The organism is Streptomyces sp. NPDC037401 (genome assembly GCF_055602345.1).
In genome coordinates, this window is sequence record NZ_JBVJWO010000005.1 from 200,707 (window position 1) to 223,057 (window position 22,351).

Sequence of the window (22,351 nt, forward strand, 5' to 3'; positions counted from 1 at the left end):
TTGGAACGTTTTGGTGCTTACAGCCCTTTTCGCAGTTTAGGCGGCGGGTGCGGGCAGGGCGCGGAGGTCATCCGGGGGGTCGCCGGGCGTGGGCATTTGTTTTGACCGGAGTGGATGCGATAGGTACGCTCAGACCTTGTGCCTGGGGTGTGCCTGGGCTCCCGTGTGTGTCCATCACCGCACGCGAGCCGCATCGGCCACCGCAATCCGTACATTTCCGCCTTGCGCGGAAGCCCGGCGGATTCGACACACCCGACCGCGTGGGTCGGCGACGTTCCAGGTTAGTTTCACCGACGGCACACAGAAACCGGAGAAGTAGTGCCTACGATCCAGCAGCTGGTCCGGAAGGGCCGGCAGGACAAGGTCGAGAAGACGAAGACGCCCGCGCTTGAGGCTTCGCCCCAGCGCCGTGGCGTCTGCACGCGTGTGTTCACGACCACCCCGAAGAAGCCGAACTCGGCGCTCCGTAAGGTCGCGCGTGTGCGTCTGACCTCCGGCATCGAGGTCACCGCTTACATTCCGGGTGAGGGACACAACCTGCAGGAGCACTCGATCGTGCTCGTGCGTGGTGGCCGTGTGAAGGACCTGCCGGGTGTTCGTTACAAGATCATCCGCGGTGCGCTTGACACCCAGGCTGTCAAGAACCGCAAGCAGGCCCGCAGCCGCTACGGCGCCAAGAAGGAGAAGTAAGAATGCCTCGTAAGGGCCCCGCCCCGAAGCGCCCGGTCATCATCGACCCGGTCTACGCATCTCCTCTGGTGACCTCGCTCATCAACAAGATCCTCCTGGACGGCAAGCGCTCCACCGCCGAGCGCATCGTCTACGGCGCCATGGAAGGCCTCCGCGAGAAGACCGGCAACGACCCGGTCATCACGCTGAAGCGCGCGCTGGAGAACGTCAAGCCGTCGCTCGAGGTCAAGTCCCGCCGTGTCGGTGGCGCGACCTACCAGGTCCCGGTCGAGGTCAAGCCCGGCCGTCAGTCCACCCTCGCGCTGCGCTGGCTCGTGGGCTACTCCCGCGCCCGCCGCGAGAAGACCATGACCGAACGCCTCATGAACGAGCTGCTCGACGCCTCCAACGGCCTCGGCGCTGCCGTCAAGAAGCGTGAGGACACGCACAAGATGGCCGAGTCCAACAAGGCCTTCGCGCACTACCGCTGGTAGTCGCAACCCACATCGAGACCGAGAGAAGACTGAGCCGATATGGCTACCACTTCGCTTGACCTGGCCAAGGTGCGCAACATCGGCATCATGGCCCACATCGACGCGGGCAAGACGACCACCACCGAGCGCATCCTGTTCTACACCGGTGTGTCTTACAAGATCGGTGAGGTCCACGACGGCGCCGCCACGATGGACTGGATGGAGCAGGAGCAGGAGCGCGGCATCACGATCACGTCCGCCGCGACGACCTGCCACTGGCCGCTCGAGGACGTCGACCACACCATCAACATCATCGACACCCCGGGTCACGTTGACTTCACGGTCGAGGTGGAGCGTTCGCTCCGCGTCCTCGACGGTGCCGTCACCGTGTTCGACGGTGTCGCCGGTGTGGAGCCGCAGTCCGAGACGGTTTGGCGTCAGGCCGACCGTTACGGCGTTCCGCGTATCTGCTTCGTGAACAAGCTCGACCGCACCGGTGCCGAGTTCCACCGCTGCGTCGACATGATCAAGGACCGCCTTGGTGCGGTTCCGATCGTGATGCAGCTCCCCATCGGTGCCGAGGCCGACTTCCAGGGTGTCGTCGACCTCGTCACGATGAAGGCGTTCGTCTGGTCCGCCGAGGCGACCAAGGGCGAGATGTACGACATCGTCGACATCCCGGCCACGCACACCGAGGCTGCTGAAGAGTGGCGCGGCAAGCTGGTCGAGACCGTCGCCGAGAACGACGACGAGATCATGGAGCTCTTCCTGAACGGCGACGAGCCGTCCGTGGAGCAGCTGCACGCCGCCGTCCGTCGCATCATCATCGGCTCCGGCAAGGGCCAGGGCGCCACGATCACCGCGGTGTTCTGTGGCACGGCGTTCAAGAACAAGGGCGTTCAGCCCCTGCTCGACGCTGTCGTCCGCTACCTGCCGTCGCCCCTGGACATCGAGGCCATCGAGGGCCACGACGTCAAGGACGCCGAGGTCGTCGTGAAGCGCAAGCCGTCCGACGAGGAGCCCCTCGCGGCGCTGGCGTTCAAGATCATGAGCGACCCGCACCTCGGCAAGCTCACCTTCGTCCGGGTTTACTCGGGCCGCCTGGAGGCCGGCACCTCGGTGCAGAACTCCGTCAAGGGCAAGAAGGAGCGCATCGGCAAGATCTACCGCATGCACGCGAACAAGCGTGAGGAGATCGACGCGGTGGGCGCCGGCGACATCGTCGCCGTCATGGGCCTGAAGCAGACCACCACCGGTGAGACGCTTTGCGACGAGAAGAACCCGGTGATCCTGGAGTCCATGGACTTCCCGGCGCCGGTCATCCAGGTCGCGATCGAGCCCAAGTCCAAGGGTGACCAGGAGAAGCTGGGTGTCGCCATCCAGCGTCTCGCGGAGGAGGACCCCTCCTTCCACGTTCACTCGGACGAGGAGACGGGCCAGACCATCCTCGGCGGTATGGGCGAGCTGCACCTCGAGGTGCTGGTCGACCGTATGAAGCGCGAGTTCAAGGTCGAGGCCAACGTCGGCAAGCCGCAGGTCGCGTACCGCGAGACGATCCGCAAGGCCGTCGAGCGCATCGACTTCACCCACAAGAAGCAGACCGGTGGTACCGGTCAGTTTGCCAAGGTGCAGATCGCGATCGAGCCGATCACGGACGCCGATGGTCCGGCGTACGAGTTCGTGAACAAGGTCACCGGTGGCCGCATCCCGAAGGAGTACATCCCTTCGGTCGACGCCGGTGCGCAGGAAGCCATGCAGTTCGGCATCCTGGCCGGCTACGAGATGACTGGCGTCCGCGTCATCCTTCTCGACGGTGGCTACCACGAGGTCGACTCCTCCGAGCTCGCCTTCAAGATCGCCGGTTCGCAGGCCTTCAAGGAGGGTGCGCGCAAGGCTTCGCCCGTGCTCCTCGAGCCGATGATGGCCGTCGAGGTCACCACGCCCGAGGACTACATGGGCGATGTCATCGGCGACATCAACTCCCGCCGTGGCCAGATCCAGGCCATGGAGGAGCGTCACGGCGCTCGCGTCGTGAAGGGCCTCGTGCCGCTTTCGGAGATGTTCGGCTACGTCGGCGACCTCCGCAGCAAGACCTCGGGTCGCGCAAGCTACTCGATGCAGTTCGACTCCTACGCCGAGGTTCCCCGGAACGTCGCCGAGGAGATCATCGCGAAGGCCAAGGGCGAGTAACTCTTCCGAGTTCACGCTTTAGGCTTGTCACCGGCAGCCTCAGGGGCGACAGGAGCAACCCTCCCGTCGCCCCGGGGGAAGTCGGCATCCCAGCAAAGATCACCTGGCGCCGATGAGTAAGGCGTACAGAACCACTCTCCAGGAGGACCCCCGTGGCGAAGGCGAAGTTCGAGCGGACTAAGCCGCACGTCAACATCGGCACCATCGGTCACATTGACCACGGTAAGACGACCCTCACGGCCGCCATTACCAAGGTGCTGCACGACGCGTACCCGGACCTGAACGAGGCCTCGGCCTTCGACCAGATCGACAAGGCTCCTGAGGAGCGCCAGCGCGGTATCACCATCTCCATCGCGCACGTCGAGTACCAGACCGAGGCGCGTCACTACGCCCACGTCGACTGCCCGGGTCACGCGGACTACATCAAGAACATGATCACCGGTGCCGCGCAGATGGACGGCGCCATCCTCGTGGTCGCCGCCACCGACGGCCCGATGCCGCAGACCAAGGAGCACGTGCTCCTGGCCCGCCAGGTCGGCGTCCCCTCCATCGTCGTCGCCCTGAACAAGGCCGACATGGTGGACGACGAGGAGATCCTGGAGCTCGTCGAGCTCGAGGTTCGCGAGCTCCTGTCCGAGTACGACTTCCCGGGCGACGACGTCCCGGTCGTCCAGGTCTCGGCGCTCAAGGCCCTCGAGGGTGACAAGGAGTGGGGCGAGAAGCTCCTCGGCCTCATGACGGCCGTGGATGACTTCATCCCGACCCCGCCGCGTGACACCGAGAAGCCGTTCCTCATGCCCGTCGAGGACGTCTTCACGATCACCGGTCGTGGCACCGTCGTCACCGGTCGTATCGAGCGTGGTGTCCTGAAGGTCAACGAGACCGTCGACATCATCGGTATCCGCCCGGAGAAGACCACCACCACGGTCACCGGCATCGAGATGTTCCGCAAGCTGCTCGACGAGGGCCAGGCCGGTGAGAACGTCGGTCTGCTCCTCCGTGGCATCAAGCGCGAGGACGTCGAGCGCGGCCAGGTCATCATCAAGCCCGGTTCGGTCACCCCGCACACCGAGTTCGAGGCCCAGGCCTACATCCTGTCGAAGGACGAGGGTGGCCGTCACACCCCGTTCTTCAACAACTACCGCCCGCAGTTCTACTTCCGCACCACGGACGTGACCGGCGTCGTGACCCTCCCCGAGGGCACCGAGATGGTCATGCCGGGCGACAACACTGAGATGACCGTTGAGCTCATCCAGCCCGTCGCCATGGAAGAGGGCCTGAAGTTCGCCATCCGTGAGGGTGGCCGGACCGTCGGCGCCGGCCAGGTCACCAAGATCACGAAGTAATTCGTGCTCTGACCTGGTAGCTCTGCGGAGCACCATGTTCGAAGGAAGGGCCCCGCCCTGCCGTTCGCGCGGCGAGGCGGGGCCCTTCTGAATGTGAGATGGGGTACCCTCCCCGCTTGCGATTGGCGCCCTCTGCGTCATGTATGGCAAACTGTTCAAGTTGCTCGGTTGAGTACCGATGCTGCGCGCCTCCCGCCGGGAGGACCGGAAGCGAGTCCCACAGTACTCGTCGCCTTTATCTGCCCCTCGGGGCAGCAATGGGGCGGACGTACGGGAATCTTCCGGGAAGCGTCAGCGGGGTGCCGGCCAGGCACTCGGTGGGTGTTTCTCCCCCAGCACGCGGCCTAGGGCCGCACCCCCTTGGAGAGGGAATTTCCGTATGGAAATTTTCAAAGAGGGAGTGCGACACGCCCGACCGCGTGGGTCGGAGAGAGACAGTCTGCAGGCAGCCCAGCGAGTTCCAGAGCGTTCCACAGAGACAAAGGACTACGAAGTAGCCATGGCGGGACAGAAGATCCGCATCCGGCTCAAGGCCTACGACCACGAGGTCATCGACTCCTCGGCGAAGAAGATCGTCGAGACGGTGACGCGCACTGGTGCGTCGGTCGCGGGCCCGGTGCCGCTGCCCACTGAGAAGAACGTGTACTGCGTCATCAAGTCGCCGCACAAGTACAAGGACTCGCGCGAGCACTTCGAGATGCGCACGCACAAGCGCCTGATCGACATCCTCGACCCGACGCCCAAGACCGTTGACTCGCTGATGCGCCTGGACCTTCCGGCCGGCGTTGACATCGAGATCAAGCTCTGAGAGGCGCGGAGAAGATGGCTAAGCTGATCAAGGGCGTCCTGGGCGAGAAGCTCGGCATGACCCAGGTCTGGGACGAGAACAACCGGATCGTTCCGGTGACCGTCGTCAAGGCCGGGCCCTGTGTCGTGACCCAGGTCCGCTCCAACGACATCGACGGCTACGAGTCGGTCCAGATCGCCTTCGGCGAGATCGACCCGCGCAAGGTGAACAAGCCCCTCAAGGGCCACTTCGCCAAGGCCGACGTGACCCCGCGCCGCCACCTGGTGGAGCTCCGTACCTCCGACGCCAGCGAGTACACGCTCGGCCAGGAGATCACTGCCGAGGTGTTCGAGTCCGGCGTCAAGGTTGACGTCACGGGCACGAGCAAGGGCAAGGGCTTCGCCGGTGTCATGAAGCGCCACAACTTCCGTGGTGGCAAGGCCTCCCACGGTGCCCACCGCGTGCACCGCAAGCCGGGTTCGATCGGTGGCTGCGCCACCCCGGGCCGCGTCTTCAAGGGTATGAAGATGGCCGGCCGCATGGGCAACGACCGGGTCACCACCCAGAACCTGACCGTTCACGCCGTTGACGCGGAGAAGGGCCTGCTGCTCATCAAGGGCGCGGTTCCTGGTCCGAACGGCGGCCTCGTCCTGGTCCGCACTGCGGCCAAGGGGGCCTGAGGACTATGAGCACCATTGACATTCTGTCGCCCGCAGGCGACAAGACCGGGACCGTCGAGCTCCCGGCCGAGATCTTCGACGCCAAGGTCAGCGTTCCGCTGATCCACCAGGTCGTCGTCGCGCAGCTGGCCGCTGCCCGTCAGGGTACGCACAAGGTCAAGACGCGTGGCGAGGTCCGCGGTGGTGGCAAGAAGCCGTACCGCCAGAAGGGCACCGGCCGCGCCCGTCAGGGTTCGACCCGTGCGCCGCAGTTCGCCGGCGGTGGCGTCGTGCACGGCCCCGTGCCGCGTGACTACTCGCAGCGGACCCCGAAGAAGATGAAGGCTGCCGCTCTGCGTGGCGCCCTCACCGACCGGGCCCGTCACTCCCGCATCCACGTCGTTTCCGGCGTGGTCGAGGGTGCCGCTTCCACCAAGGCCGCCAAGACGCTGTTCGGCAAGATCTCGGAGCGCAAGAACCTGCTCCTGGTCGTCGACCGCGCCGACGAGGCCGCGTGGCTGTCCGCCCGCAACCTGCCCCAGGTGCACATCCTGGAGCCGGGCCAGCTGAACACGTACGACGTGCTCGTCTCGGACGACGTGGTCTTCACCCAGGCCGCTCTCGAGTCCTTCGTGTCTGGCCCCAAGGCCGCTGAGACCGAAGGGAACGAGGCCTGATGTCTGAGGCAACGATCACCAGCAAGACCTTCACGGACCCGCGCGACCTGCTGATCAAGCCGGTCGTCTCCGAGAAGAGCTACGCGCTGCTGGACGAGAACAAGTACACGTTCATCGTCGCGCCCGGCGCCAACAAGACCCAGATCAAGCAGGCCGTCGAGGCGGTCTTCTCGGTCAAGGTCACCGGGGTCAACACGATCAACCGTCAGGGTAAGCGCAAGCGCACCAAGACCGGTTTCGGCAAGCGCGCCAACACCAAGCGCGCCATCGTGACCCTCGCTGAGGGCGACCGTATCGACATCTTCGGCCAGGCCTCCTAACGGAGCGCCCTGGTCCGAATATCGGACGAGGACTGAGAAATGGGTATCCGCAAGTACAAGCCGACGACTCCGGGCCGTCGTGGCTCCAGCGTCGCCGACTTTGTCGAGATCACGCGGTCCACGCCGGAGAAGTCGCTGGTTCGCCCGCTGCACAGCAAGGGCGGCCGTAACAACGCCGGTCGGATCACCGTTCGCCACCAGGGTGGCGGACACAAGCGCGCCTACCGTGTGATCGACTTCCGTCGTCACGACAAGGACGGCGTGCCGGCCAAGGTCGCGCACATCGAGTACGACCCCAACCGCACCGCTCGCATCGCTCTGCTGCACTACGCAGACGGTGAGAAGCGCTACATCATCGCTCCGCGCGGCCTGAACCAGGGCGACCGGATCGAGAACGGCCCGACGGCCGACATCAAGCCCGGTAACAACCTGGCGCTCCGTAACATCCCGGTCGGTACCACGATCCACGCGATCGAGCTCCGTCCCGGTGGCGGTGCCAAGTTCGCCCGTTCCGCGGGTGCCTCCGTGCAGCTGCTGGCGAAGGAAGGTGCCATGGCGCACCTCCGTATGCCGTCCGGTGAGATCCGTCTGGTCGACGTGCGCTGCCGCGCCACGATCGGCGAGGTCGGCAACGCCGAGCAGTCGAACATCAACTGGGGCAAGGCCGGCCGTATGCGCTGGAAGGGCGTTCGCCCGACCGTTCGCGGTGTTGCCATGAACCCGGTTGACCACCCGCACGGTGGTGGTGAGGGCAAGACCTCCGGTGGTCGCCACCCGGTCTCCCCGTGGGGTCAGAAGGAGGGTCGTACTCGCTCGCCGAAGAAGGCTTCGAGCAAGTACATCGTCCGCCGCCGCAAGACGAACAAGAAGCGCTAGGAGCGGGTTTAGATGCCGCGCAGTCTCAAGAAGGGGCCCTTCGTCGACGACCACCTCGTAAAGAAGGTGGACGCCCAGAACGAAGCCGGCACCAAGAACGTCATCAAGACCTGGTCCCGTCGCTCGATGATCATCCCCAGCATGCTGGGTCACACCATCGCGGTGCACAACGGCAAGACCCATGTCCCGGTGTTCGTCACCGAGTCCATGGTCGGCCACAAGCTCGGCGAGTTCTCGCCGACTCGCACCTTCCGCGGCCACGTCAAGGACGACCGGAAGTCGAAGCGCCGCTAATCGCGGGGTGGAACGACTAATGACTTACATCGAAGGGACAACCATGGAAGCCAGGGCCCAGGCGCGGTACATCCGCGTCACGCCCATGAAGGCCCGCCGTGTGGTGGACCTCATCCGTGGCATGGACGCCACGGAGGCCCAGGCGGTCCTGCGTTTCGCCCCGCAGGCCGCGTCTGTGCCGGTCGGCAAGGTGCTTGACAGCGCCATTGCCAACGCCGCGCACAACTACAACCACACGGACGCCTCCTCGCTGATCATCAGTGAGGCGTTTGTTGACGAGGGCCCGACCCTGAAGCGGTTCCGTCCGCGTGCTCAGGGCCGTGCCTACCGGATCCGCAAGCGGACCTCCCACATCACCGTGGTCGTCAGCAGCAAGGAAGGAACCCGGTAATGGGCCAGAAGGTAAACCCGCACGGGTTCCGGCTCGGCATCACCACCGACTTCAAGTCGCGTTGGTACGCCGACAAGCTGTACAAGGACTACGTCAAGGAAGACGTCGCCATCCGTCGGATGATGACGTCCGGCATGGAGCGCGCCGGCATCTCGAAGGTTGAGATCGAGCGCACCCGTGACCGCGTGCGTGTGGACATCCACACCGCTCGTCCGGGCATCGTCATCGGCCGCCGTGGCGCCGAGGCCGACCGCATCCGCGGCGACCTCGAGAAGCTCACGGGCAAGCAGGTCCAGCTGAACATCCTCGAGGTCAAGAACCCCGAGATGGACGCTCAGCTGGTCGCCCAGGCCGTTGCCGAGCAGCTCTCCTCCCGCGTCTCCTTCCGTCGCGCCATGCGTAAGAGCATGCAGGGCACGATGAAGGCCGGCGCCAAGGGCATCAAGATCCAGTGTGGCGGTCGCCTCGGCGGCGCCGAGATGTCCCGCTCCGAGTTCTACCGCGAGGGTCGTGTGCCGCTGCACACGCTGCGCGCGAACGTGGACTACGGCTTCTTCGAGGCCAAGACCACCTTCGGCCGTATCGGTGTGAAGGTCTGGATCTACAAGGGCGACGTCAAGAACATCGCCGAGGTTCGCGCCGAGAACGCTGCGGCCCGTGCGGGTAACCGCCCGGCCCGTGGTGCCGGTGCCGACCGTCCGGCCGGCCGTGGTGGCCGTGGCGGCGAGCGTGGCGGCCGTGGCGGCCGCAAGCCGCAGCAGGCTGCTGCTGCCGAGGCCCCCAAGGCCGAGGCCGCTGCCGCCGCTCCGGCTGAGAGCACCGGAACGGAGGCCTGACCGACATGCTGATCCCTCGTAGGGTCAAGCACCGCAAGCAGCACCACCCCAAGCGCCGCGGTATGGCCAAGGGCGGTACTGAGGTCTCGTTCGGCGAGTACGGCATCCAGGCGCTGACCCCGGCGTACGTGACGAACCGCCAGATCGAGGCGGCTCGTATCGCGATGACCCGTCACATCAAGCGTGGCGGCAAGGTCTGGATCAACATCTACCCGGACCGTCCCCTCACGAAGAAGCCTGCCGAGACCCGCATGGGTTCCGGTAAGGGTTCTCCCGAGTGGTGGATCGCGAACGTGCACCCGGGCCGGGTCATGTTCGAGCTGTCCTACCCGAACGAGAAGATTGCTCGTGAGGCGCTCACCCGCGCTGCTCACAAGCTTCCGATGAAGTGCCGGATTGTTCGGCGCGAGGCAGGTGAGTCGTGATGGCGACGGGAACCAAGGCGTCCGAGCTGCGTGAGCTCGGCAACGAGGAGCTCGTTGGCAAGCTGCGCGAGGCCAAGGAGGAGCTGTTCAAGCTCCGCTTCCAGGCGGCCACGGGTCAGCTGGAGAACAACGGCCGGCTCAAGTCCGTCCGTAAGGACATCGCTCGCATCTACACCCTGATGCACGAGCGTGAGCTCGGTATCGAGACGGTGGAGAGCGCCTGATGAGCGAGAACAACGTGACTGAGAAGACCGAGCGCGGTTTCCGCAAGACCCGTGAGGGTCTGGTCGTCAGCGACAAGATGGACAAGACCGTCGTCGTCGCTGTCGAGGACCGCGTCAAGCACGCCCTGTACGGCAAGGTCATCCGCCGTACGAACAAGCTCAAGGCGCACGACGAGCAGAACGCTGCAGGCGTCGGCGACCGCGTCCTCATCATGGAGACGCGTCCGCTGTCGGCGACCAAGCGGTGGCGCATCGTCGAGATCCTCGAGAAGGCCAAGTAAGCACCTGAGGGGTTTCCCTTAGGTTCGTTCCGCCAGGCTCGGTGGGGGCGACGCTCTCCGGAGTGAAGCCCCCGCCGGGAACCGGCAGACAAACAGGAGATAGACGTGATCCAGCAGGAGTCGCGACTGCGTGTCGCCGACAACACTGGTGCCAAGGAGATCCTTTGCATCCGTGTTCTCGGTGGTTCCGGTCGCCGCTACGCGGGCATCGGTGACGTCATCGTCGCCACCGTCAAGGACGCGATCCCCGGTGGCAACGTGAAGAAGGGTGACGTCGTCAAGGCGGTCATCGTTCGCACCGTCAAGGAGCGCCGCCGCCAGGACGGCTCGTACATCCGCTTCGACGAGAACGCCGCCGTCATTCTGAAGAACGACGGCGACCCTCGCGGCACCCGTATCTTCGGCCCCGTCGGCCGTGAGCTGCGCGAGAAGAAGTTCATGAAGATCATCTCGCTCGCGCCGGAGGTGCTGTAAGCATGAAGATCAAGAAGGGCGACCTGGTCCAGGTCATCACCGGTAAGGACAAGGGCAAGCAGGGCAAGGTCATCGTTGCCTTCCCCGCTGAGAACCGTGTCCTCGTCGAGGGTGTCAACCGGGTCAAGAAGCACACCAAGGCTGCGCAGAACCAGGCCGGTGGCATTGTGATCACCGAGGCCCCGGTCCACGTCAGCAACGTTCAGCTGGTTGTGGAGAAGGACGGCAAGAAGGTCGTCACCCGCGTCGGCTACCGCTTCGACGACGAGGGCAACAAGATCCGCGTTGCCAAGCGGACGGGTGAGGACATCTGATGGCTACCACTCCGCGTCTCAAGACGAAGTACCGCGAGGACATCGCGGGCAAGCTGCGTGAGGAGTTCTCCTACGAGAACGTCATGCAGATCCCCGGCCTCGTGAAGATCGTGGTCAACATGGGTGTGGGCGACGCCGCCCGCGACTCCAAGCTGATCGACGGCGCCATCCGCGACCTGACGACGATCACCGGTCAGAAGCCGGCCGTCACGAAGGCCCGCAAGTCCATCGCGCAGTTCAAGCTGCGCGAGGGTCAGCCGATCGGCTGCCACGTCACCCTCCGTGGTGACCGCATGTGGGAGTTCCTGGACCGTACGCTGTCGCTCGCGCTGCCGCGTATCCGTGACTTCCGTGGTCTGTCGCCGAAGCAGTTCGACGGCCGTGGCAACTACACCTTCGGTCTCACGGAGCAGGTCATGTTCCACGAGATCGACCAGGACAAGATCGACCGTACCCGGGGTATGGACATCACCGTGGTCACCACGGCGACCAACGACGACGAGGGCCGCGCGCTCCTTCGTCACCTCGGCTTCCCCTTCAAGGAGGCGTAAGCGAGATGGCGAAGAAGGCTCTCATCGCGAAGGCTGCCCGCAAGCCCAAGTTCGGTGTGCGTGCGTACACCCGCTGCCAGCGCTGCGGTCGCCCCCACTCCGTGTACCGCAAGTTCGGCCTGTGCCGCGTGTGCCTTCGTGAGATGGCTCACCGTGGCGAGCTGCCGGGCGTGACCAAGAGCTCCTGGTAACTCCTTCCGTCCCTAGGACGCAAGGGTTTCAGGAACTCTCGGTAAGCATCTGGGTCGGCGGAGGCCCGATCCCCCATGCCGTAGGCTAGTGGGGTTGGGCGTCCGCCGCCCGTCGACTTACTACGCCGTAGGTCCCCGCACCGCACCCGTCCCGCCAAAGAGTGGGGAGAGGGATGGCGCATACAGGAAACCCCGGCGAGAGAGGCCGAAGGCCAATTCATGACCATGACTGACCCCATCGCAGACATGCTGACCCGTCTGCGTAACGCTAACTCGGCGTACCACGACTCTGTCGTGATGCCGCACAGCAAGATCAAGTCGCACATCGCGGAGATCCTCCAGCAGGAGGGCTTCATCACCGGCTGGAAGGTCGAGGACGCCGAGGTCGGCAAGAACCTCGTCCTCGAGCTGAAGTTCGGCCCGAACCGCGAGCGCTCGATCGCCGGCATCAAGCGCATCTCGAAGCCGGGTCTGCGCGTGTACGCGAAGTCCACCAACCTGCCGAAGGTCCTCGGCGGCCTGGGCGTGGCGATCATCTCCACGTCCCACGGTCTCCTGACCGGCCAGCAGGCGCAGAAGAAGGGCGTGGGTGGGGAAGTCCTCGCCTACGTCTGGTAGTCGGGAACGGAGGAATAGCTATGTCTCGTATCGGCAAGCTCCCCATCCCGGTTCCCGCCGGCGTGGACGTCACCATCGATGGCCGCACGGTCACCGTCAAGGGCTCCAAGGGCTCCCTGACGCACACCGTTGCCGCCCCCATCGAGATCGTTAAGGGCGAGGACGGCGTTCTGAACGTCACCCGTCCGAACGACGAGCGTCAGAACAAGGCCCTCCACGGCCTGTCCCGCACGCTGGTGGCCAACATGATCACCGGTGTGACCACGGGATACGTCAAGGCTCTCGAGATCAGCGGTGTCGGTTACCGTGTCGCCGCGAAGGGCTCCAACCTGGAGTTCCAGCTCGGCTACAGCCACCCGATCCTGGTGGAGGCGCCCGAGGGCATCTCCTTCAAGGTCGAGTCGCCGACCAAGTTCTCGGTCGAGGGCATCGACAAGCAGAAGGTCGGCGAGGTTGCGGCGAACATCCGCAAGCTGCGCAAGCCCGACCCGTACAAGGCCAAGGGCGTCAAGTACGCCGGCGAGGTCATCCGCCGCAAGGTCGGAAAGGCTGGTAAGTAAGCCATGGCATACGGTGTAAAGATCGCCAAGGGTGACGCTTACAAGCGCGCTGCGAAGGCCCGCCGTCACATCCGCATCCGCAAGAACGTGTCGGGTACGGCGGAGCGTCCGCGCCTCGTCGTGACGCGTTCCAACCGCAACATCGTTGCTCAGGTCATCGACGACCTCCAGGGTCACACCCTGGCGTCCGCGTCGACCCTGGACGCTTCGATCCGCGGTGGCGAGGGCGACAAGTCCGCGCAGGCCAAGCAGGTCGGCGCCCTGGTCGCCGAGCGCGCCAAGGCTGCCGGCGTCGAGACTGTCGTGTTCGACCGTGGTGGCAACAGGTACGCCGGGCGCATTGCCGCTCTGGCTGACGCCGCCCGCGAAGCCGGGCTGAAGTTCTAAGCCCCGGTTCCGGGACTAACGGACGTAACAGAGAGAGGTAATCCAATGGCTGGACCCCAGCGCCGCGGAAGCGGTGCCGGTGGCGGCGAGCGGCGGGACCGGAAGGGTCGCGACGGTGGCCCTGCCGCCGAGAAGACCGCTTACGTTGAGCGCGTTGTCGCGATCAACCGCGTTGCCAAGGTTGTCAAGGGTGGTCGCCGCTTCAGCTTCACCGCGCTGGTCGTGGTGGGCGACGGTGACGGCACCGTAGGTGTCGGTTACGGCAAGGCCAAGGAAGTTCCCGCGGCCATCGCCAAGGGCGTCGAGGAAGCCAAGAAGAACTTCTTCAAGGTTCCCCGCATCCAGGGCACCATCCCGCACCCGATCCAGGGCGAGAAGGCGGCCGGCGTTGTCCTGCTGAAGCCTGCTTCCCCCGGTACCGGTGTTATCGCCGGTGGCCCGGTGCGCGCCGTTCTGGAGTGCGCCGGCGTTCACGACATCCTGTCGAAGTCGCTCGGCTCCGACAACGCGATCAACATCGTGCACGCGACCGTGGAGGCCCTCAAGGGCCTGCAGCGTCCCGAGGAGATCGCGGCTCGCCGTGGTCTGCCCCTCGAGGACGTCGCCCCCGCGGCTCTGCTTCGTGCACGTGCTGGGGCGGGTGCGTAATGGCTCGCCTCAAGATCACGCAGACGAAGTCGTACATCGGCAGCAAGCAGAACCACCGCGACACCCTTCGTTCGCTCGGGCTCAAGCGCCTGAACGACGTGGTCGTCAAGGAGGACCGCCCCGAGTTCCGCGGAATGGTGCAGACCGTCCGCCACCTCGTGACGGTTGAGGAGGTCGACTGATCATGGCGGAGAACAACCCGCTCAAGATCCACAACCTCCGTCCCGCCCCCGGTGCCAAGACCGCGAAGACCCGTGTGGGTCGCGGTGAGGCGTCGAAGGGTAAGACGGCCGGTCGTGGTACCAAGGGCACCAAGGCGCGTTACCAGGTTCCGGAGCGCTTCGAGGGTGGGCAGATGCCCCTCCACATGCGTCTCCCGAAGCTCAAGGGCTTCAAGAACCCGTTCCGCACCGAGTACCAGGTCGTGAACCTGGCCAAGCTGGCCGAGCTCTACCCCGAGGGTGGAGAGGTCACTGTGGCCGGTCTCGTCGAGCGTGGCGCGGTGCGCAAGAACAGCCTCGTCAAGGTCCTGGGCCAGGGCGAGATCTCCGTGGCGCTGCAGGTTTCGGTTGACGCCGTTTCCGGCTCCGCCAAGGAGAAGATTGCCGCCGCCGGCGGCACCGTCACCGAGCTCGTCTAATTTCTGACGTCACCGGCTGACACGTACCAAGAAGCCTGGCCGGTACCCCTTTCGAGGGGTACCGGCCAGGCTTTTGGCGTTGACGGGGTCGTTCTTCAGGCTGTGATTCGTGTCGGTCGTACCCACCGAAAGCAGTACGGTCCGGGGCAAGGGCGGCGCCGATGGGTGCGATGGCCCAGACTGGATGTTTCACGGTTACGCAGGCGCCGGGTAAGGTGGCGTTGCTAATCTCCGGGCAGTCTGCACCCTCGACCAGTGTGCGGCTGCCTCGTCTGTAACCGCCGACTTACCAAACCGTCACCTCACGCGCGTAACGCGGGGGTCGCAGGAGGCACCGTGCTCACCGCGTTCGCCCGGGCGTTCAAGACGCCCGACCTGCGCAAGAAGCTGCTCTTCACGCTCGGCATCATCGTGCTGTTCCGGCTGGGGTCGCAGATCCCGATCCCCGGAGTCAGTTACAAGAACGTCCAGATCTGCCTCGACCAGGCGGGGTCCGGGCAGGGCCTCATGGGCCTCATGCAGATGTTCAGCGGTGGTGCGCTGCTCCAGATCACTATCTTTGCGCTCGGCATCATGCCGTACATCACGGCGAGCATCATCCTGCAGCTGCTGACCGTGGTCATTCCCCGGCTGGAGAACCTGAAGAAGGAAGGGCAGTCGGGTACCGCGAAGATCACGCAGTACACGCGTTATCTGACGGTCGCCCTCGCCGTGCTCCAGGGCACGGGTCTCGTCGCCACCGCGCGCAGCGGCGCCCTCTTCCAGGGTTGCCCCGTCGCCGGGCAGATCGTCCCCAACCAGTCGATCTTCACCACCGTCGTCATGGTCATCACCATGACCGCCGGTACCTGTGTCGTCATGTGGATGGGTGAGCTGATCACCGACCGCGGCATCGGCAACGGCATGTCGATCCTGATGTTCATCTCGATCGCCGCCGGCTTCATCGGCTCCCTGTGGGCCATCAAGGAGCAGGGCAAGATCGCCGACGGCTGGGTCGAGTTCGGCGTCGTCATGCTGGTCGGCCTCGCGATGGTGGGCCTCGTGGTCTTCGTCGAGCAGGCCCAGCGCCGCATCCCGGTCCAGTACGCGAAGCGCATGATCGGCCGCCGCGCCTACGGGGGTACGTCGACGTACATCCCGCTCAAGGTGAACCAGGCGGGCATCATCCCCGTCATCTTCGCCTCGTCGCTGCTCTACATCCCGGCGCTGATCGTCCAGTTCAGCGGTTCGACCGCCGGCTGGGCCGTCTGGATCCAGAAGCACTTCGTCAAGGGCGACCACCCCTACTACATCGCCGTGTACTTCCTCCTGATCGTGTTCTTCGCCTTCTTCTACGTGGCGATCTCGTTCAACCCGGAGGAAGTCTCGGACAACATGAAGAAGTATGGTGGGTTCATCCCGGGCATCCGGGCTGGTCGACCCACTGCCGAGTACCTGAGCTACGTGCTCAACCGGATCACCTGGCCGGGGTCGCTGTACCTGGGTCTGATCGCTCTTGTGCCGACGATGGCGTTGGCCGGCTTCGGTGCCAACCAGAACTTCCCCTTCGGCGGGACGAGCATCCTCATCATCGTGGGTGTGGGCCTGGAGACCGTGAAGCAGATCGAGAGCCAGCTCCAGCAGCGCAATTACGAAGGGTTCCTCCGCTGATGCGTATCGTCCTCGTCGGGCCGCCCGGTGCGGGCAAGGGAACGCAGGCTGCGTTCCTTGCCAAGAACCTGTCGATCCCGCACATCTCCACGGGCGACCTCTTCCGGGCCAACATCAGCCAGGGCACGGACCTGGGCAAGCGCGCCAAGGCCTTCATGGACGCCGGTGACCTCGTCCCCGACGAGATCACCATCGGCATGGCCAAGGACCGCATGGAGCAGGCGGATGCCGCAGGCGGCTTCCTGCTCGACGGCTTCCCGCGCAACGTCTCCCAGGCCGAGGCCCTGGACGTGATGCTGAAGGCCGCGGGCATGAAGCTGGACGCCGTCCTCGACCTGGAGGTCGAGGAGGACGAGGTGGTCAAGCGCATCGCCGGCCGCCGGACGTGCCGCAACGACTCCGCGCACGTCTTCCACGTCCTGTACGCCCCGCCGAAGGCCGAGGGCGTCTGCGACACCTGCGGCGGCGAGCTCTACCAGCGCGGTGACGACTCCGAGGCGACGGTCCGCAACCGCCTGGAGGTCTACCACACGCAGACCGAGCCGATCATCGACTACTACAAGGCCCAGGGCCTGCTGGTGACGATCTCCGCGCTCGGCAAGGTGGACGAGGTCACGCAGCGCGCGATGGACGCGCTGAAGAAGTAGTACGCAGTACCTTCCGTACGGCCGCGGTGTCCTCTGGACGCCGCGGCCGTACTGTTGAGCAGAGACATTCGCACGAGAGGCAAGAGGCAGCATGGTCCAGATCAAGACCCCGGAGCAGATCGCGAAGATGCGCGAGGCGGGGCTGGTCGTCGCCGCCATCCACGCGGCGACCCGCGAGGCGGCCGTGCCGGGCGCCACGACCCGGGATCTGGACATGGTGGCCCGCAAGGTCATCGCGGACCACGGTGCGAAGTCGAACTTCCTCGGGTACGGCGGCTTCCCCGCGACCATCTGCACCTCGGCCAACGAGGTCGTCGTCCACGGCATCCCGGACGACAAGACGGTCCTCAAGGACGGCGACATCATCTCGATCGACGCGGGCGCGATCGTGGACGGCTGGCACGGCGACGCGGCCTACACGGCCTTCGTGGGCACCGGGCACGCGCCGGAGCTCGTGGAGCTGTCCCGGGTGACCGAGGAGTCGATGTGGGCCGGCATCGCCGCCATGAAGCTCGGCAACCGCCTCGTTGACATCTCGAAGGCGATCGAGCAGTACATCAAGCGCCAGCCGCGCCCCGCCGCCGGTGACCACAGCATGGGCAAGTTCGGGATCATCGAGGACTACGGCGGCCACGGCATCGGTTCCGAAATGCACATGGACCCGCACCTGCTGAACTACGTCTCCCGCAAGCGCGGCAAGGGCATCAAGCTGGTGCCGGGCGTGTGCCTGGCCATCGAGCCGATGGTGAGCCTGGGCACGGCCCAGACCGAGGTGCTGGCCGACGACTGGACGGTCATCACCACGGACGGCACCTGGTCCTCCCACTGGGAGCACTCGATCGCCCTCACGGAGGCCGGCCCGATCGTCCTGACGTCCCCGGACTGCGGCAAGGCGAAGCTCGCCGAGTATGGGATCACGACGGCGCCCGACCCGCTCGGTTAATGATCTAGTCTGTGGGGCAAACTTTCCGGATTCGTCTTTCTGGGTGCCCTGACGTAGACTGACTCGTCGGCTCCTTTGCATCCGCATGTCTTCATGCGCGCGGGGAGCTGATCAAGGTAGCCGATTCGAAAGGCGAAGCGTGGCCAAGAAGCAAGGTGCCATCGAGATCGAGGGCACCGTGATCGAGTCCCTCCCGAACGCGATGTTCAAGGTGGAGCTCCAGAACGGTCACAAGGTCCTCGCGCACATCAGCGGAAAGATGCGGATGCACTACATCCGTATCCTCCCGGATGACCGGGTCGTCGTGGAGCTGTCTCCGTACGACCTGACGCGTGGCCGGATCGTCTACCGATACAAGTAGATCTTGCCCCCGCACCCCGCTCCGGCGTGGGTGGTGGCACTGACCCGGAGAACCTCACCCACATGAAGGTCAAGCCGAGCGTCAAGAAGATCTGCGACAAGTGCAAGGTGATCCGCCGTCACGGTCGGGTCATGGTCATCTGCGACAACCTGCGCCACAAGCAGCGCCAGGGCTGACGCACGCCGACCGACCTGCATCTTTCGCAGTTCTTCGCGCGACGTAAGTACGTACATATGCAGAGCCCGCCCAGCCCGCAAGGGCCGGCGGCACCTCCGGCGGGGGCCGGGGACCCGAGCTGTACCTCATACGGCGGATCGGGAGTGGCTTTGCTGAAGACCCCCGAACACACAGGAGCCATTGAATGGCACGCGTTTCCGGTGTTGACATCCCGCGCGAAAAGCGCGTGGAGATCGCACTCACCTACGTCTTCGGTATCGGGCGCACCCGGTCCAAGGAGATCCTCGCCTCCACCGGCGTGAACCCGAACACCCGCGTTCGTGATCTGGCCGAAGAGGACCTGATCAAGATCCGCGAGTACGTGGACGCCAACCTCCGTACCGAGGGTGACCTCCGCCGCGAGATCCAGGGCGACATCCGCCGCAAGATCGAGATCCAGTGCTACCAGGGCATCCGCCACCGTCGTGGCCTGCCCGTGCACGGTCAGCGCACCAGCACGAACGCCCGTACCCGCAAGGGCCCGCGTCGCGCGATCGCCGGCAAGAAGAAGCCGGGCAAGAAGTAGTCCTCAGCGGACACGCTTTCCAGCGGTCTTGCGCTGTAGGACCGACCACCTCCCTGTAGGAGTAAGAGATGCCCCCCAAGGGTCGTCAGGGCGCTGCCAAGAAGGTGCGCCGCAAGGAAAAGAAGAACGTCGCTCACGGGCACGCCCACATCAAGAGCACGTTCAACAACACCATCGTTTCGATCACGGACCCGTCCGGCAACGTGATCTCCTGGGCCTCCGCCGGCCACGTCGGCTTCAAGGGCTCGCGCAAGTCCACCCCCTTCGCCGCGCAGATGGCTGCCGAGTCGGCCGCCCGCCGCGCGCAGGAGCACGGCATGCGCAAGGTTGACGTCTTCGTCAAGGGTCCCGGCTCCGGCCGCGAGACCGCGATCCGCTCCCTCCAGGCCACCGGCCTCGAGGTCGGTTCGATCCAGGACGTCACCCCCACCCCGCACAACGGCTGCCGCCCGCCGAAGCGCCGCCGCGTCTGACGCAGCGGACGCACCTGTGCGTCTTTGAGAGTCCGGGCGGTACGTCCCCTCATCGGGTCGTGCCGCCCGTACCCTTGTCACTAGTCGGACGTCAAATAGTGGGCGTCCACGACTGAAGGAATACAGACATGCTTATCGCTCAGCGTCCCTCGCTGACCGAAGAGGTCGTCGACGAGTACCGCTCGCGGTTCGTGATCGAGCCCCTCGAGCCGGGCTTCGGTTACACCCTCGGCAACTCGCTCCGCCGTACGCTCCTGTCCTCCATCCCGGGTGCCGCCGTCACGAGCATCCGCGTGGACGGCGTCCTGCACGAGTTCACCACCGTGCCGGGCGTCAAGGAAGACGTCACCGACATCATCCTCAACATCAAGCAGCTGGTCGTCTCCTCGGAGCACGACGAGCCGGTCGTGATGTACCTGCGCAAGCAGGGTCCCGGCCTGGTCACCGCTGCCGACATCGCGCCCCCGGCCGGTGTCGAGGTGCACAACCCGGACCTGGTCCTCGCCACGCTCAACGGCAAGGGCAAGCTGGAGATGGAGCTGACCGTCGAGCGCGGTCGCGGCTACGTCTCCGCCGTCCAGAACAAGCAGCTGGGCCAGGAGATCGGCCGCATCCCGGTCGACTCCATCTACAGCCCGGTCCTCAAGGTCACCTACAAGGTCGAGGCGACCCGAGTCGAGCAGCGCACCGACTTCGACAAGCTCATCGTCGACGTCGAGACCAAGCAGGCCATGCGCCCGCGCGACGCCATGGCGTCCGCCGGCAAGACCCTGGTCGAGCTGTTCGGTCTGGCGCGCGAGCTCAACATCGACGCCGAGGGCATCGACATGGGCCCGTCCCCGACGGACGCCGCCCTGGCCGCCGACCTGGCGCTGCCGATCGAGGAGCTCGAGCTCACCGTTCGGTCGTACAACTGCCTCAAGCGCGAGGGCATCCACTCCGTGGGTGAGCTCGTCGCCCGCTCCGAGGCCGACCTGCTCGACATCCGCAACTTCGGTGCGAAGTCGATCGACGAGGTCAAGGCGAAGCTCGCCGGCATGGGCCTGGCCCTGAAGGACAGCCCGCCCGGATTCGACCCGACCGCCGCCGCCGACGCCTTCGGCGCCGACGACGACGCGGACGCCGGTTTCGTCGAGACCGAGCAGTACTAAGCACCACCCGTAAGACTTGCGGAGGGCGCAAGCCCCCCGTACACCCCTCCCGCGCCCGCGGGAGGGGTACTGACACCGGTACCTCGCACGGCCGGTGCAGCACACAAGGAGAAACACCATGCCGCGTCCCGCCAAGGGTGCCCGTCTGGGCGGCAGCGCCGCGCACGAGAAGCTGCTCCTCGCGAACCTCGCGAAGTCCCTCTTCGAGCACGGCCGCATCACCACGACCGAGGCCAAGGCCCGCCGCCTGCGTCCGGTCGCCGAGCGTCTGATCACCAAGGCGAAGAAGGGCGACATCCACAACCGTCGCCTGGTGCTGCAGTCGATCACGGACAAGGGCGTCGTCCACACGCTCTTCACCGAGATCGCCCCGCGCTACGAGAACCGCCCCGGTGGCTACACCCGCATCACCAAGATCGGCAACCGTCGTGGCGACAACGCCCCGATGGCTGTCATCGAGCTGGTCGAGGCCCTGACCGTGGCCCAGCAGGCCACCGGTGAGGCCGAGGCCGCCACCAAGCGTGCGGTGAAGGAGGCCGAGGCCAAGTCCGAGGCCACCGAGGCTCCGGCCGAGGAGACCAAGGAGGCCTGATCCGGTAACGGATCGCCTGCTTGATCGGCTCTGAACGGGCCCGCCCCTTTCCCGGGGCGGGCCCGTTCTGTCGTTCTGAGAGGATTTACGGGTGAGTGACGAGGTGGAGCCCGGGTTCGTCCGGGTGCGGCTGGACCTGTCGTACGACGGCAAGGACTTCTCCGGCTGGGCGAAGCAGGCCACGCGGCGGACCGTGCAGGGCGAGCTGGAGTCCGCGCTGCAGACCGTGATGCGGCTGCCGGACCCGGTCGATCTGACCGTTGCCGGGCGGACGGACGCGGGGGTGCACGCGCGCGGCCAGGTGGCGCACGTCGACCTGCCCGAGGGCGTGTGGGCGGAGCACCACGACAAGCTGCTGCGGCGGCTCGCGGGGCGGCTGCCGCACGACGTGCGGGTGTGGAAGGTGGCCGAGGCGCCCGCGGGCTTCAACGCGCGCTTCGCCGCGGTCTGGCGCCGCTACGCCTACCGGGTCGGCGACCACAAGGGCGGGGTGGACCCGCTGCGCCGCGGGCACGTGCTGTGGCACGACTGGCCGCTGGACGTGGAGGCCATGAACGAGGCCTCGCAGGCGCTGCTGGGCGAGCACGACTTCGCCGCGTACTGCAAGAAGCGCGAGGGCGCGACGACCATCCGCACGCTCCAGCAGCTGGGCTGGGAGCGGGGTGAGGACGGCATCATCACCGCGACCGTGCGGGCGGACGCCTTCTGCCACAACATGGTCCGCTCGCTGGTGGGCGCGCTGCTGCACGTCGGCGACGGGCACCGGCCCGTCGACTGGCCGGGCAAGGTGCTGGCCGCGGGCGTACGGGACTCCTCGGTGCACGTCGTACGGCCGCACGGGCTGACGCTCGAAGAGGTCGGCTACCCGGCGGACGAGCTGCTGGCCGAGCGCAGCAAGCAGGCGCGCAACATGCGGACGCTGCCGGGCGGGGCCACGGGGGCGGGCTGCTGCTGACCGGGG

General features: G+C 65.8%; 35 protein-coding genes. All 35 read left to right on the forward strand.

All coding sequences use genetic code 11. From position 1 onward, the window contains the following. The first annotated feature begins 318 nt into the window (after positions 1-318). Entirely contained in the window at positions 319-690 is a 372-nt protein-coding gene (gene rpsL / locus ACZ7H1_RS06580; protein WP_007265893.1) for a 30S ribosomal protein S12, read from the forward strand. A gap of 2 nt (positions 691-692) precedes the next feature. After that, positions 693-1,163: a 30S ribosomal protein S7 gene (gene rpsG, locus ACZ7H1_RS06585; protein WP_109778523.1), complete on the forward strand. Its 471-nt coding sequence runs from the start codon at positions 693-695 to the stop codon at positions 1,161-1,163. Positions 1,164-1,202: 39 nt separating this feature from the next. Continuing rightward, on the forward strand, positions 1,203-3,332 hold the full coding sequence (gene fusA / locus ACZ7H1_RS06590) for an elongation factor G (RefSeq protein WP_470784293.1): 2,130 nt from the start codon (positions 1,203-1,205) through the stop codon (positions 3,330-3,332). Positions 3,333-3,484: 152 nt separating this feature from the next. Next, on the forward strand, positions 3,485-4,678 hold the full coding sequence (gene tuf / locus ACZ7H1_RS06595) for an elongation factor Tu (RefSeq protein WP_470784295.1): 1,194 nt from the start codon (positions 3,485-3,487) through the stop codon (positions 4,676-4,678). A gap of 499 nt (positions 4,679-5,177) precedes the next feature. Next, a complete protein-coding gene (rpsJ, locus tag ACZ7H1_RS06600) occupies positions 5,178-5,486 on the forward strand; it encodes a 30S ribosomal protein S10 (RefSeq protein WP_003948644.1) in 309 nt (102 codons plus the stop codon). Between the two features lie 14 nt (positions 5,487-5,500). Beyond that, positions 5,501-6,145 carry a 50S ribosomal protein L3 gene (gene rplC, locus ACZ7H1_RS06605; RefSeq protein WP_470784296.1) on the forward strand — a complete coding sequence of 215 codons (645 nt, stop codon included), beginning with the start codon at positions 5,501-5,503 and terminating at the stop codon, positions 6,143-6,145. A gap of 5 nt (positions 6,146-6,150) precedes the next feature. Continuing rightward, positions 6,151-6,801 (forward strand): 50S ribosomal protein L4, encoded by a 651-nt coding sequence (gene rplD / locus ACZ7H1_RS06610; protein WP_470784298.1) that lies wholly within the window; start codon positions 6,151-6,153, stop codon positions 6,799-6,801. Continuing rightward, positions 6,801-7,121 carry a 50S ribosomal protein L23 gene (gene rplW / locus ACZ7H1_RS06615; RefSeq protein ID WP_150209238.1) on the forward strand — a complete coding sequence of 107 codons (321 nt, stop codon included), beginning with the start codon at positions 6,801-6,803 and terminating at the stop codon, positions 7,119-7,121. The genes rplD and rplW overlap by 1 nt, the downstream gene beginning before the upstream one ends. 39 nt (positions 7,122-7,160) lie before the next feature. After that, entirely contained in the window at positions 7,161-7,997 is an 837-nt protein-coding gene (gene rplB, locus ACZ7H1_RS06620; RefSeq protein ID WP_470784300.1) for a 50S ribosomal protein L2, read from the forward strand. Positions 7,998-8,009: 12 nt separating this feature from the next. Next, complete coding sequence (rpsS, locus tag ACZ7H1_RS06625) at positions 8,010-8,291, forward strand: 30S ribosomal protein S19 (protein ID WP_007265903.1); 282 nt, start codon at positions 8,010-8,012, stop codon at positions 8,289-8,291. Between the two features lie 43 nt (positions 8,292-8,334). Continuing rightward, positions 8,335-8,682: a 50S ribosomal protein L22 gene (gene rplV / locus ACZ7H1_RS06630; protein WP_470784301.1), complete on the forward strand. Its 348-nt coding sequence runs from the start codon at positions 8,335-8,337 to the stop codon at positions 8,680-8,682. Next, positions 8,682-9,518: a 30S ribosomal protein S3 gene (gene rpsC, locus ACZ7H1_RS06635; protein WP_470784303.1), complete on the forward strand. Its 837-nt coding sequence runs from the start codon at positions 8,682-8,684 to the stop codon at positions 9,516-9,518. Before rplV ends, rpsC begins: the two co-directional genes overlap by 1 nt. A gap of 5 nt (positions 9,519-9,523) precedes the next feature. Further along, positions 9,524-9,943: a 50S ribosomal protein L16 gene (gene rplP / locus ACZ7H1_RS06640; RefSeq protein ID WP_030026326.1), complete on the forward strand. Its 420-nt coding sequence runs from the start codon at positions 9,524-9,526 to the stop codon at positions 9,941-9,943. Further along, the gene (rpmC, locus tag ACZ7H1_RS06645; protein WP_008739703.1) at positions 9,943-10,167 is read left to right on the forward strand and encodes a 50S ribosomal protein L29; all 225 of its coding nucleotides are present in this window, start codon (positions 9,943-9,945) and stop codon (positions 10,165-10,167) included. The genes rplP and rpmC overlap by 1 nt, the downstream gene beginning before the upstream one ends. Next, on the forward strand, positions 10,167-10,448 hold the full coding sequence (rpsQ, locus tag ACZ7H1_RS06650) for a 30S ribosomal protein S17 (protein WP_007265908.1): 282 nt from the start codon (positions 10,167-10,169) through the stop codon (positions 10,446-10,448). The genes rpmC and rpsQ overlap by 1 nt, the downstream gene beginning before the upstream one ends. Before the next feature lie 105 nt (positions 10,449-10,553). Further along, positions 10,554-10,922, forward strand: a complete 369-nt coding sequence (gene rplN / locus ACZ7H1_RS06655; RefSeq protein ID WP_003956455.1) for a 50S ribosomal protein L14 — start codon at positions 10,554-10,556, stop codon at positions 10,920-10,922. Between the two features lie 2 nt (positions 10,923-10,924). Further along, positions 10,925-11,236, forward strand: coding sequence for a 50S ribosomal protein L24 (gene rplX / locus ACZ7H1_RS06660; RefSeq protein WP_150258782.1), 312 nt, complete (start codon positions 10,925-10,927; stop codon positions 11,234-11,236). After that, a complete protein-coding gene (gene rplE, locus ACZ7H1_RS06665; RefSeq protein WP_030298216.1) occupies positions 11,236-11,787 on the forward strand; it encodes a 50S ribosomal protein L5 in 552 nt (183 codons plus the stop codon). Before rplX ends, rplE begins: the two co-directional genes overlap by 1 nt. Before the next feature lie 5 nt (positions 11,788-11,792). Further along, on the forward strand, positions 11,793-11,978 hold the full coding sequence (locus tag ACZ7H1_RS06670; RefSeq protein WP_003956452.1) for a type Z 30S ribosomal protein S14: 186 nt from the start codon (positions 11,793-11,795) through the stop codon (positions 11,976-11,978). Between the two features lie 219 nt (positions 11,979-12,197). Further along, entirely contained in the window at positions 12,198-12,596 is a 399-nt protein-coding gene (gene rpsH / locus ACZ7H1_RS06675; protein WP_005313538.1) for a 30S ribosomal protein S8, read from the forward strand. 20 nt (positions 12,597-12,616) lie between these two features. Continuing rightward, positions 12,617-13,156, forward strand: a complete 540-nt coding sequence (gene rplF, locus ACZ7H1_RS06680) for a 50S ribosomal protein L6 (protein WP_351320252.1) — start codon at positions 12,617-12,619, stop codon at positions 13,154-13,156. Positions 13,157-13,159: 3 nt separating this feature from the next. After that, entirely contained in the window at positions 13,160-13,543 is a 384-nt protein-coding gene (rplR, locus tag ACZ7H1_RS06685; protein WP_470784305.1) for a 50S ribosomal protein L18, read from the forward strand. A 45-nt stretch (positions 13,544-13,588) separates the two neighbouring features. Continuing rightward, the gene (gene rpsE / locus ACZ7H1_RS06690; protein ID WP_030008472.1) at positions 13,589-14,191 is read left to right on the forward strand and encodes a 30S ribosomal protein S5; all 603 of its coding nucleotides are present in this window, start codon (positions 13,589-13,591) and stop codon (positions 14,189-14,191) included. Beyond that, positions 14,191-14,373 carry a 50S ribosomal protein L30 gene (gene rpmD / locus ACZ7H1_RS06695; RefSeq protein ID WP_053682614.1) on the forward strand — a complete coding sequence of 61 codons (183 nt, stop codon included), beginning with the start codon at positions 14,191-14,193 and terminating at the stop codon, positions 14,371-14,373. Before rpsE ends, rpmD begins: the two co-directional genes overlap by 1 nt. A 2-nt stretch (positions 14,374-14,375) precedes the next feature. Beyond that, a complete protein-coding gene (gene rplO / locus ACZ7H1_RS06700) occupies positions 14,376-14,831 on the forward strand; it encodes a 50S ribosomal protein L15 (RefSeq protein ID WP_226734101.1) in 456 nt (151 codons plus the stop codon). A 336-nt stretch (positions 14,832-15,167) separates the two neighbouring features. Next, a complete protein-coding gene (gene secY, locus ACZ7H1_RS06705) occupies positions 15,168-16,481 on the forward strand; it encodes a preprotein translocase subunit SecY (RefSeq protein WP_470784307.1) in 1,314 nt (437 codons plus the stop codon). Next, positions 16,481-17,128: an adenylate kinase gene (locus ACZ7H1_RS06710; protein ID WP_470784308.1), complete on the forward strand. Its 648-nt coding sequence runs from the start codon at positions 16,481-16,483 to the stop codon at positions 17,126-17,128. The genes secY and ACZ7H1_RS06710 overlap by 1 nt, the downstream gene beginning before the upstream one ends. Positions 17,129-17,219: 91 nt before the next feature. Continuing rightward, positions 17,220-18,071, forward strand: a complete 852-nt coding sequence (gene map / locus ACZ7H1_RS06715) for a type I methionyl aminopeptidase (RefSeq protein ID WP_470784309.1) — start codon at positions 17,220-17,222, stop codon at positions 18,069-18,071. A 139-nt stretch (positions 18,072-18,210) separates the two neighbouring features. Beyond that, positions 18,211-18,432, forward strand: a complete 222-nt coding sequence (infA, locus tag ACZ7H1_RS06720) for a translation initiation factor IF-1 (protein ID WP_003956442.1) — start codon at positions 18,211-18,213, stop codon at positions 18,430-18,432. A gap of 62 nt (positions 18,433-18,494) precedes the next feature. Further along, on the forward strand, positions 18,495-18,608 hold the full coding sequence (rpmJ, locus tag ACZ7H1_RS06725) for a 50S ribosomal protein L36 (protein ID WP_003956441.1): 114 nt from the start codon (positions 18,495-18,497) through the stop codon (positions 18,606-18,608). 185 nt (positions 18,609-18,793) lie between these two features. Then, positions 18,794-19,174, forward strand: coding sequence for a 30S ribosomal protein S13 (gene rpsM, locus ACZ7H1_RS06730; protein WP_470784310.1), 381 nt, complete (start codon positions 18,794-18,796; stop codon positions 19,172-19,174). Between the two features lie 68 nt (positions 19,175-19,242). Continuing rightward, the gene (gene rpsK, locus ACZ7H1_RS06735; protein ID WP_003956432.1) at positions 19,243-19,647 is read left to right on the forward strand and encodes a 30S ribosomal protein S11; all 405 of its coding nucleotides are present in this window, start codon (positions 19,243-19,245) and stop codon (positions 19,645-19,647) included. Positions 19,648-19,775: 128 nt separating this feature from the next. After that, positions 19,776-20,798 (forward strand): DNA-directed RNA polymerase subunit alpha, encoded by a 1,023-nt coding sequence (locus tag ACZ7H1_RS06740; RefSeq protein ID WP_007265920.1) that lies wholly within the window; start codon positions 19,776-19,778, stop codon positions 20,796-20,798. A 118-nt stretch (positions 20,799-20,916) separates the two neighbouring features. Continuing rightward, positions 20,917-21,390: a 50S ribosomal protein L17 gene (gene rplQ, locus ACZ7H1_RS06745; protein WP_470784312.1), complete on the forward strand. Its 474-nt coding sequence runs from the start codon at positions 20,917-20,919 to the stop codon at positions 21,388-21,390. A 91-nt stretch (positions 21,391-21,481) separates the two neighbouring features. Next, positions 21,482-22,345, forward strand: coding sequence for a tRNA pseudouridine(38-40) synthase TruA (gene truA, locus ACZ7H1_RS06750; protein ID WP_470784316.1), 864 nt, complete (start codon positions 21,482-21,484; stop codon positions 22,343-22,345). Positions 22,346-22,351: the final 6 nt, after the last annotated feature.

Excerpts from the sequence above, each read along its gene's own strand:
- rpsE (WP_030008472.1), top strand. The coding sequence starts at position 13,589 with ATGGCTGGACCCCAGCGCCGCGGAAGCGGTGCCGGTGGCGGCGAGCGG.
- map (WP_470784309.1), top strand. The coding sequence starts at position 17,220 with ATGGTCCAGATCAAGACCCCGGAGCAGATCGCGAAGATGCGCGAGGCG.
- rpsH (WP_005313538.1), top strand. The coding sequence starts at position 12,198 with ATGACCATGACTGACCCCATCGCAGACATGCTGACCCGTCTGCGTAAC.
- rplD (WP_470784298.1), top strand. The coding sequence starts at position 6,151 with ATGAGCACCATTGACATTCTGTCGCCCGCAGGCGACAAGACCGGGACC.
- rpsG (WP_109778523.1), top strand. The coding sequence starts at position 693 with ATGCCTCGTAAGGGCCCCGCCCCGAAGCGCCCGGTCATCATCGACCCG.
- ACZ7H1_RS06740 (WP_007265920.1), top strand. The coding sequence starts at position 19,776 with ATGCTTATCGCTCAGCGTCCCTCGCTGACCGAAGAGGTCGTCGACGAG.
- rplB (WP_470784300.1), top strand. The coding sequence starts at position 7,161 with ATGGGTATCCGCAAGTACAAGCCGACGACTCCGGGCCGTCGTGGCTCC.
- rpmJ (WP_003956441.1), top strand. The coding sequence starts at position 18,495 with ATGAAGGTCAAGCCGAGCGTCAAGAAGATCTGCGACAAGTGCAAGGTG.
- rplR (WP_470784305.1), top strand. The coding sequence starts at position 13,160 with ATGGCATACGGTGTAAAGATCGCCAAGGGTGACGCTTACAAGCGCGCT.
- rplW (WP_150209238.1), top strand. The coding sequence starts at position 6,801 with ATGTCTGAGGCAACGATCACCAGCAAGACCTTCACGGACCCGCGCGAC.
- ACZ7H1_RS06670 (WP_003956452.1), top strand. The coding sequence starts at position 11,793 with ATGGCGAAGAAGGCTCTCATCGCGAAGGCTGCCCGCAAGCCCAAGTTC.
- rpmD (WP_053682614.1), top strand. The coding sequence starts at position 14,191 with ATGGCTCGCCTCAAGATCACGCAGACGAAGTCGTACATCGGCAGCAAG.
- ACZ7H1_RS06710 (WP_470784308.1), top strand. The coding sequence starts at position 16,481 with ATGCGTATCGTCCTCGTCGGGCCGCCCGGTGCGGGCAAGGGAACGCAG.
- rpmC (WP_008739703.1), top strand. The coding sequence starts at position 9,943 with ATGGCGACGGGAACCAAGGCGTCCGAGCTGCGTGAGCTCGGCAACGAG.
- rplP (WP_030026326.1), top strand. The coding sequence starts at position 9,524 with ATGCTGATCCCTCGTAGGGTCAAGCACCGCAAGCAGCACCACCCCAAG.
- rpsQ (WP_007265908.1), top strand. The coding sequence starts at position 10,167 with ATGAGCGAGAACAACGTGACTGAGAAGACCGAGCGCGGTTTCCGCAAG.
- rpsS (WP_007265903.1), top strand. The coding sequence starts at position 8,010 with ATGCCGCGCAGTCTCAAGAAGGGGCCCTTCGTCGACGACCACCTCGTA.
- rpsM (WP_470784310.1), top strand. The coding sequence starts at position 18,794 with ATGGCACGCGTTTCCGGTGTTGACATCCCGCGCGAAAAGCGCGTGGAG.
- rplX (WP_150258782.1), top strand. The coding sequence starts at position 10,925 with ATGAAGATCAAGAAGGGCGACCTGGTCCAGGTCATCACCGGTAAGGAC.
- rplE (WP_030298216.1), top strand. The coding sequence starts at position 11,236 with ATGGCTACCACTCCGCGTCTCAAGACGAAGTACCGCGAGGACATCGCG.
- rplQ (WP_470784312.1), top strand. The coding sequence starts at position 20,917 with ATGCCGCGTCCCGCCAAGGGTGCCCGTCTGGGCGGCAGCGCCGCGCAC.
- rplF (WP_351320252.1), top strand. The coding sequence starts at position 12,617 with ATGTCTCGTATCGGCAAGCTCCCCATCCCGGTTCCCGCCGGCGTGGAC.
- rplC (WP_470784296.1), top strand. The coding sequence starts at position 5,501 with ATGGCTAAGCTGATCAAGGGCGTCCTGGGCGAGAAGCTCGGCATGACC.
- rplO (WP_226734101.1), top strand. The coding sequence starts at position 14,376 with ATGGCGGAGAACAACCCGCTCAAGATCCACAACCTCCGTCCCGCCCCC.
- rplV (WP_470784301.1), top strand. The coding sequence starts at position 8,335 with ATGGAAGCCAGGGCCCAGGCGCGGTACATCCGCGTCACGCCCATGAAG.
- fusA (WP_470784293.1), top strand. The coding sequence starts at position 1,203 with ATGGCTACCACTTCGCTTGACCTGGCCAAGGTGCGCAACATCGGCATC.
- rpsC (WP_470784303.1), top strand. The coding sequence starts at position 8,682 with ATGGGCCAGAAGGTAAACCCGCACGGGTTCCGGCTCGGCATCACCACC.
- rpsJ (WP_003948644.1), top strand. The coding sequence starts at position 5,178 with ATGGCGGGACAGAAGATCCGCATCCGGCTCAAGGCCTACGACCACGAG.
- rpsK (WP_003956432.1), top strand. The coding sequence starts at position 19,243 with ATGCCCCCCAAGGGTCGTCAGGGCGCTGCCAAGAAGGTGCGCCGCAAG.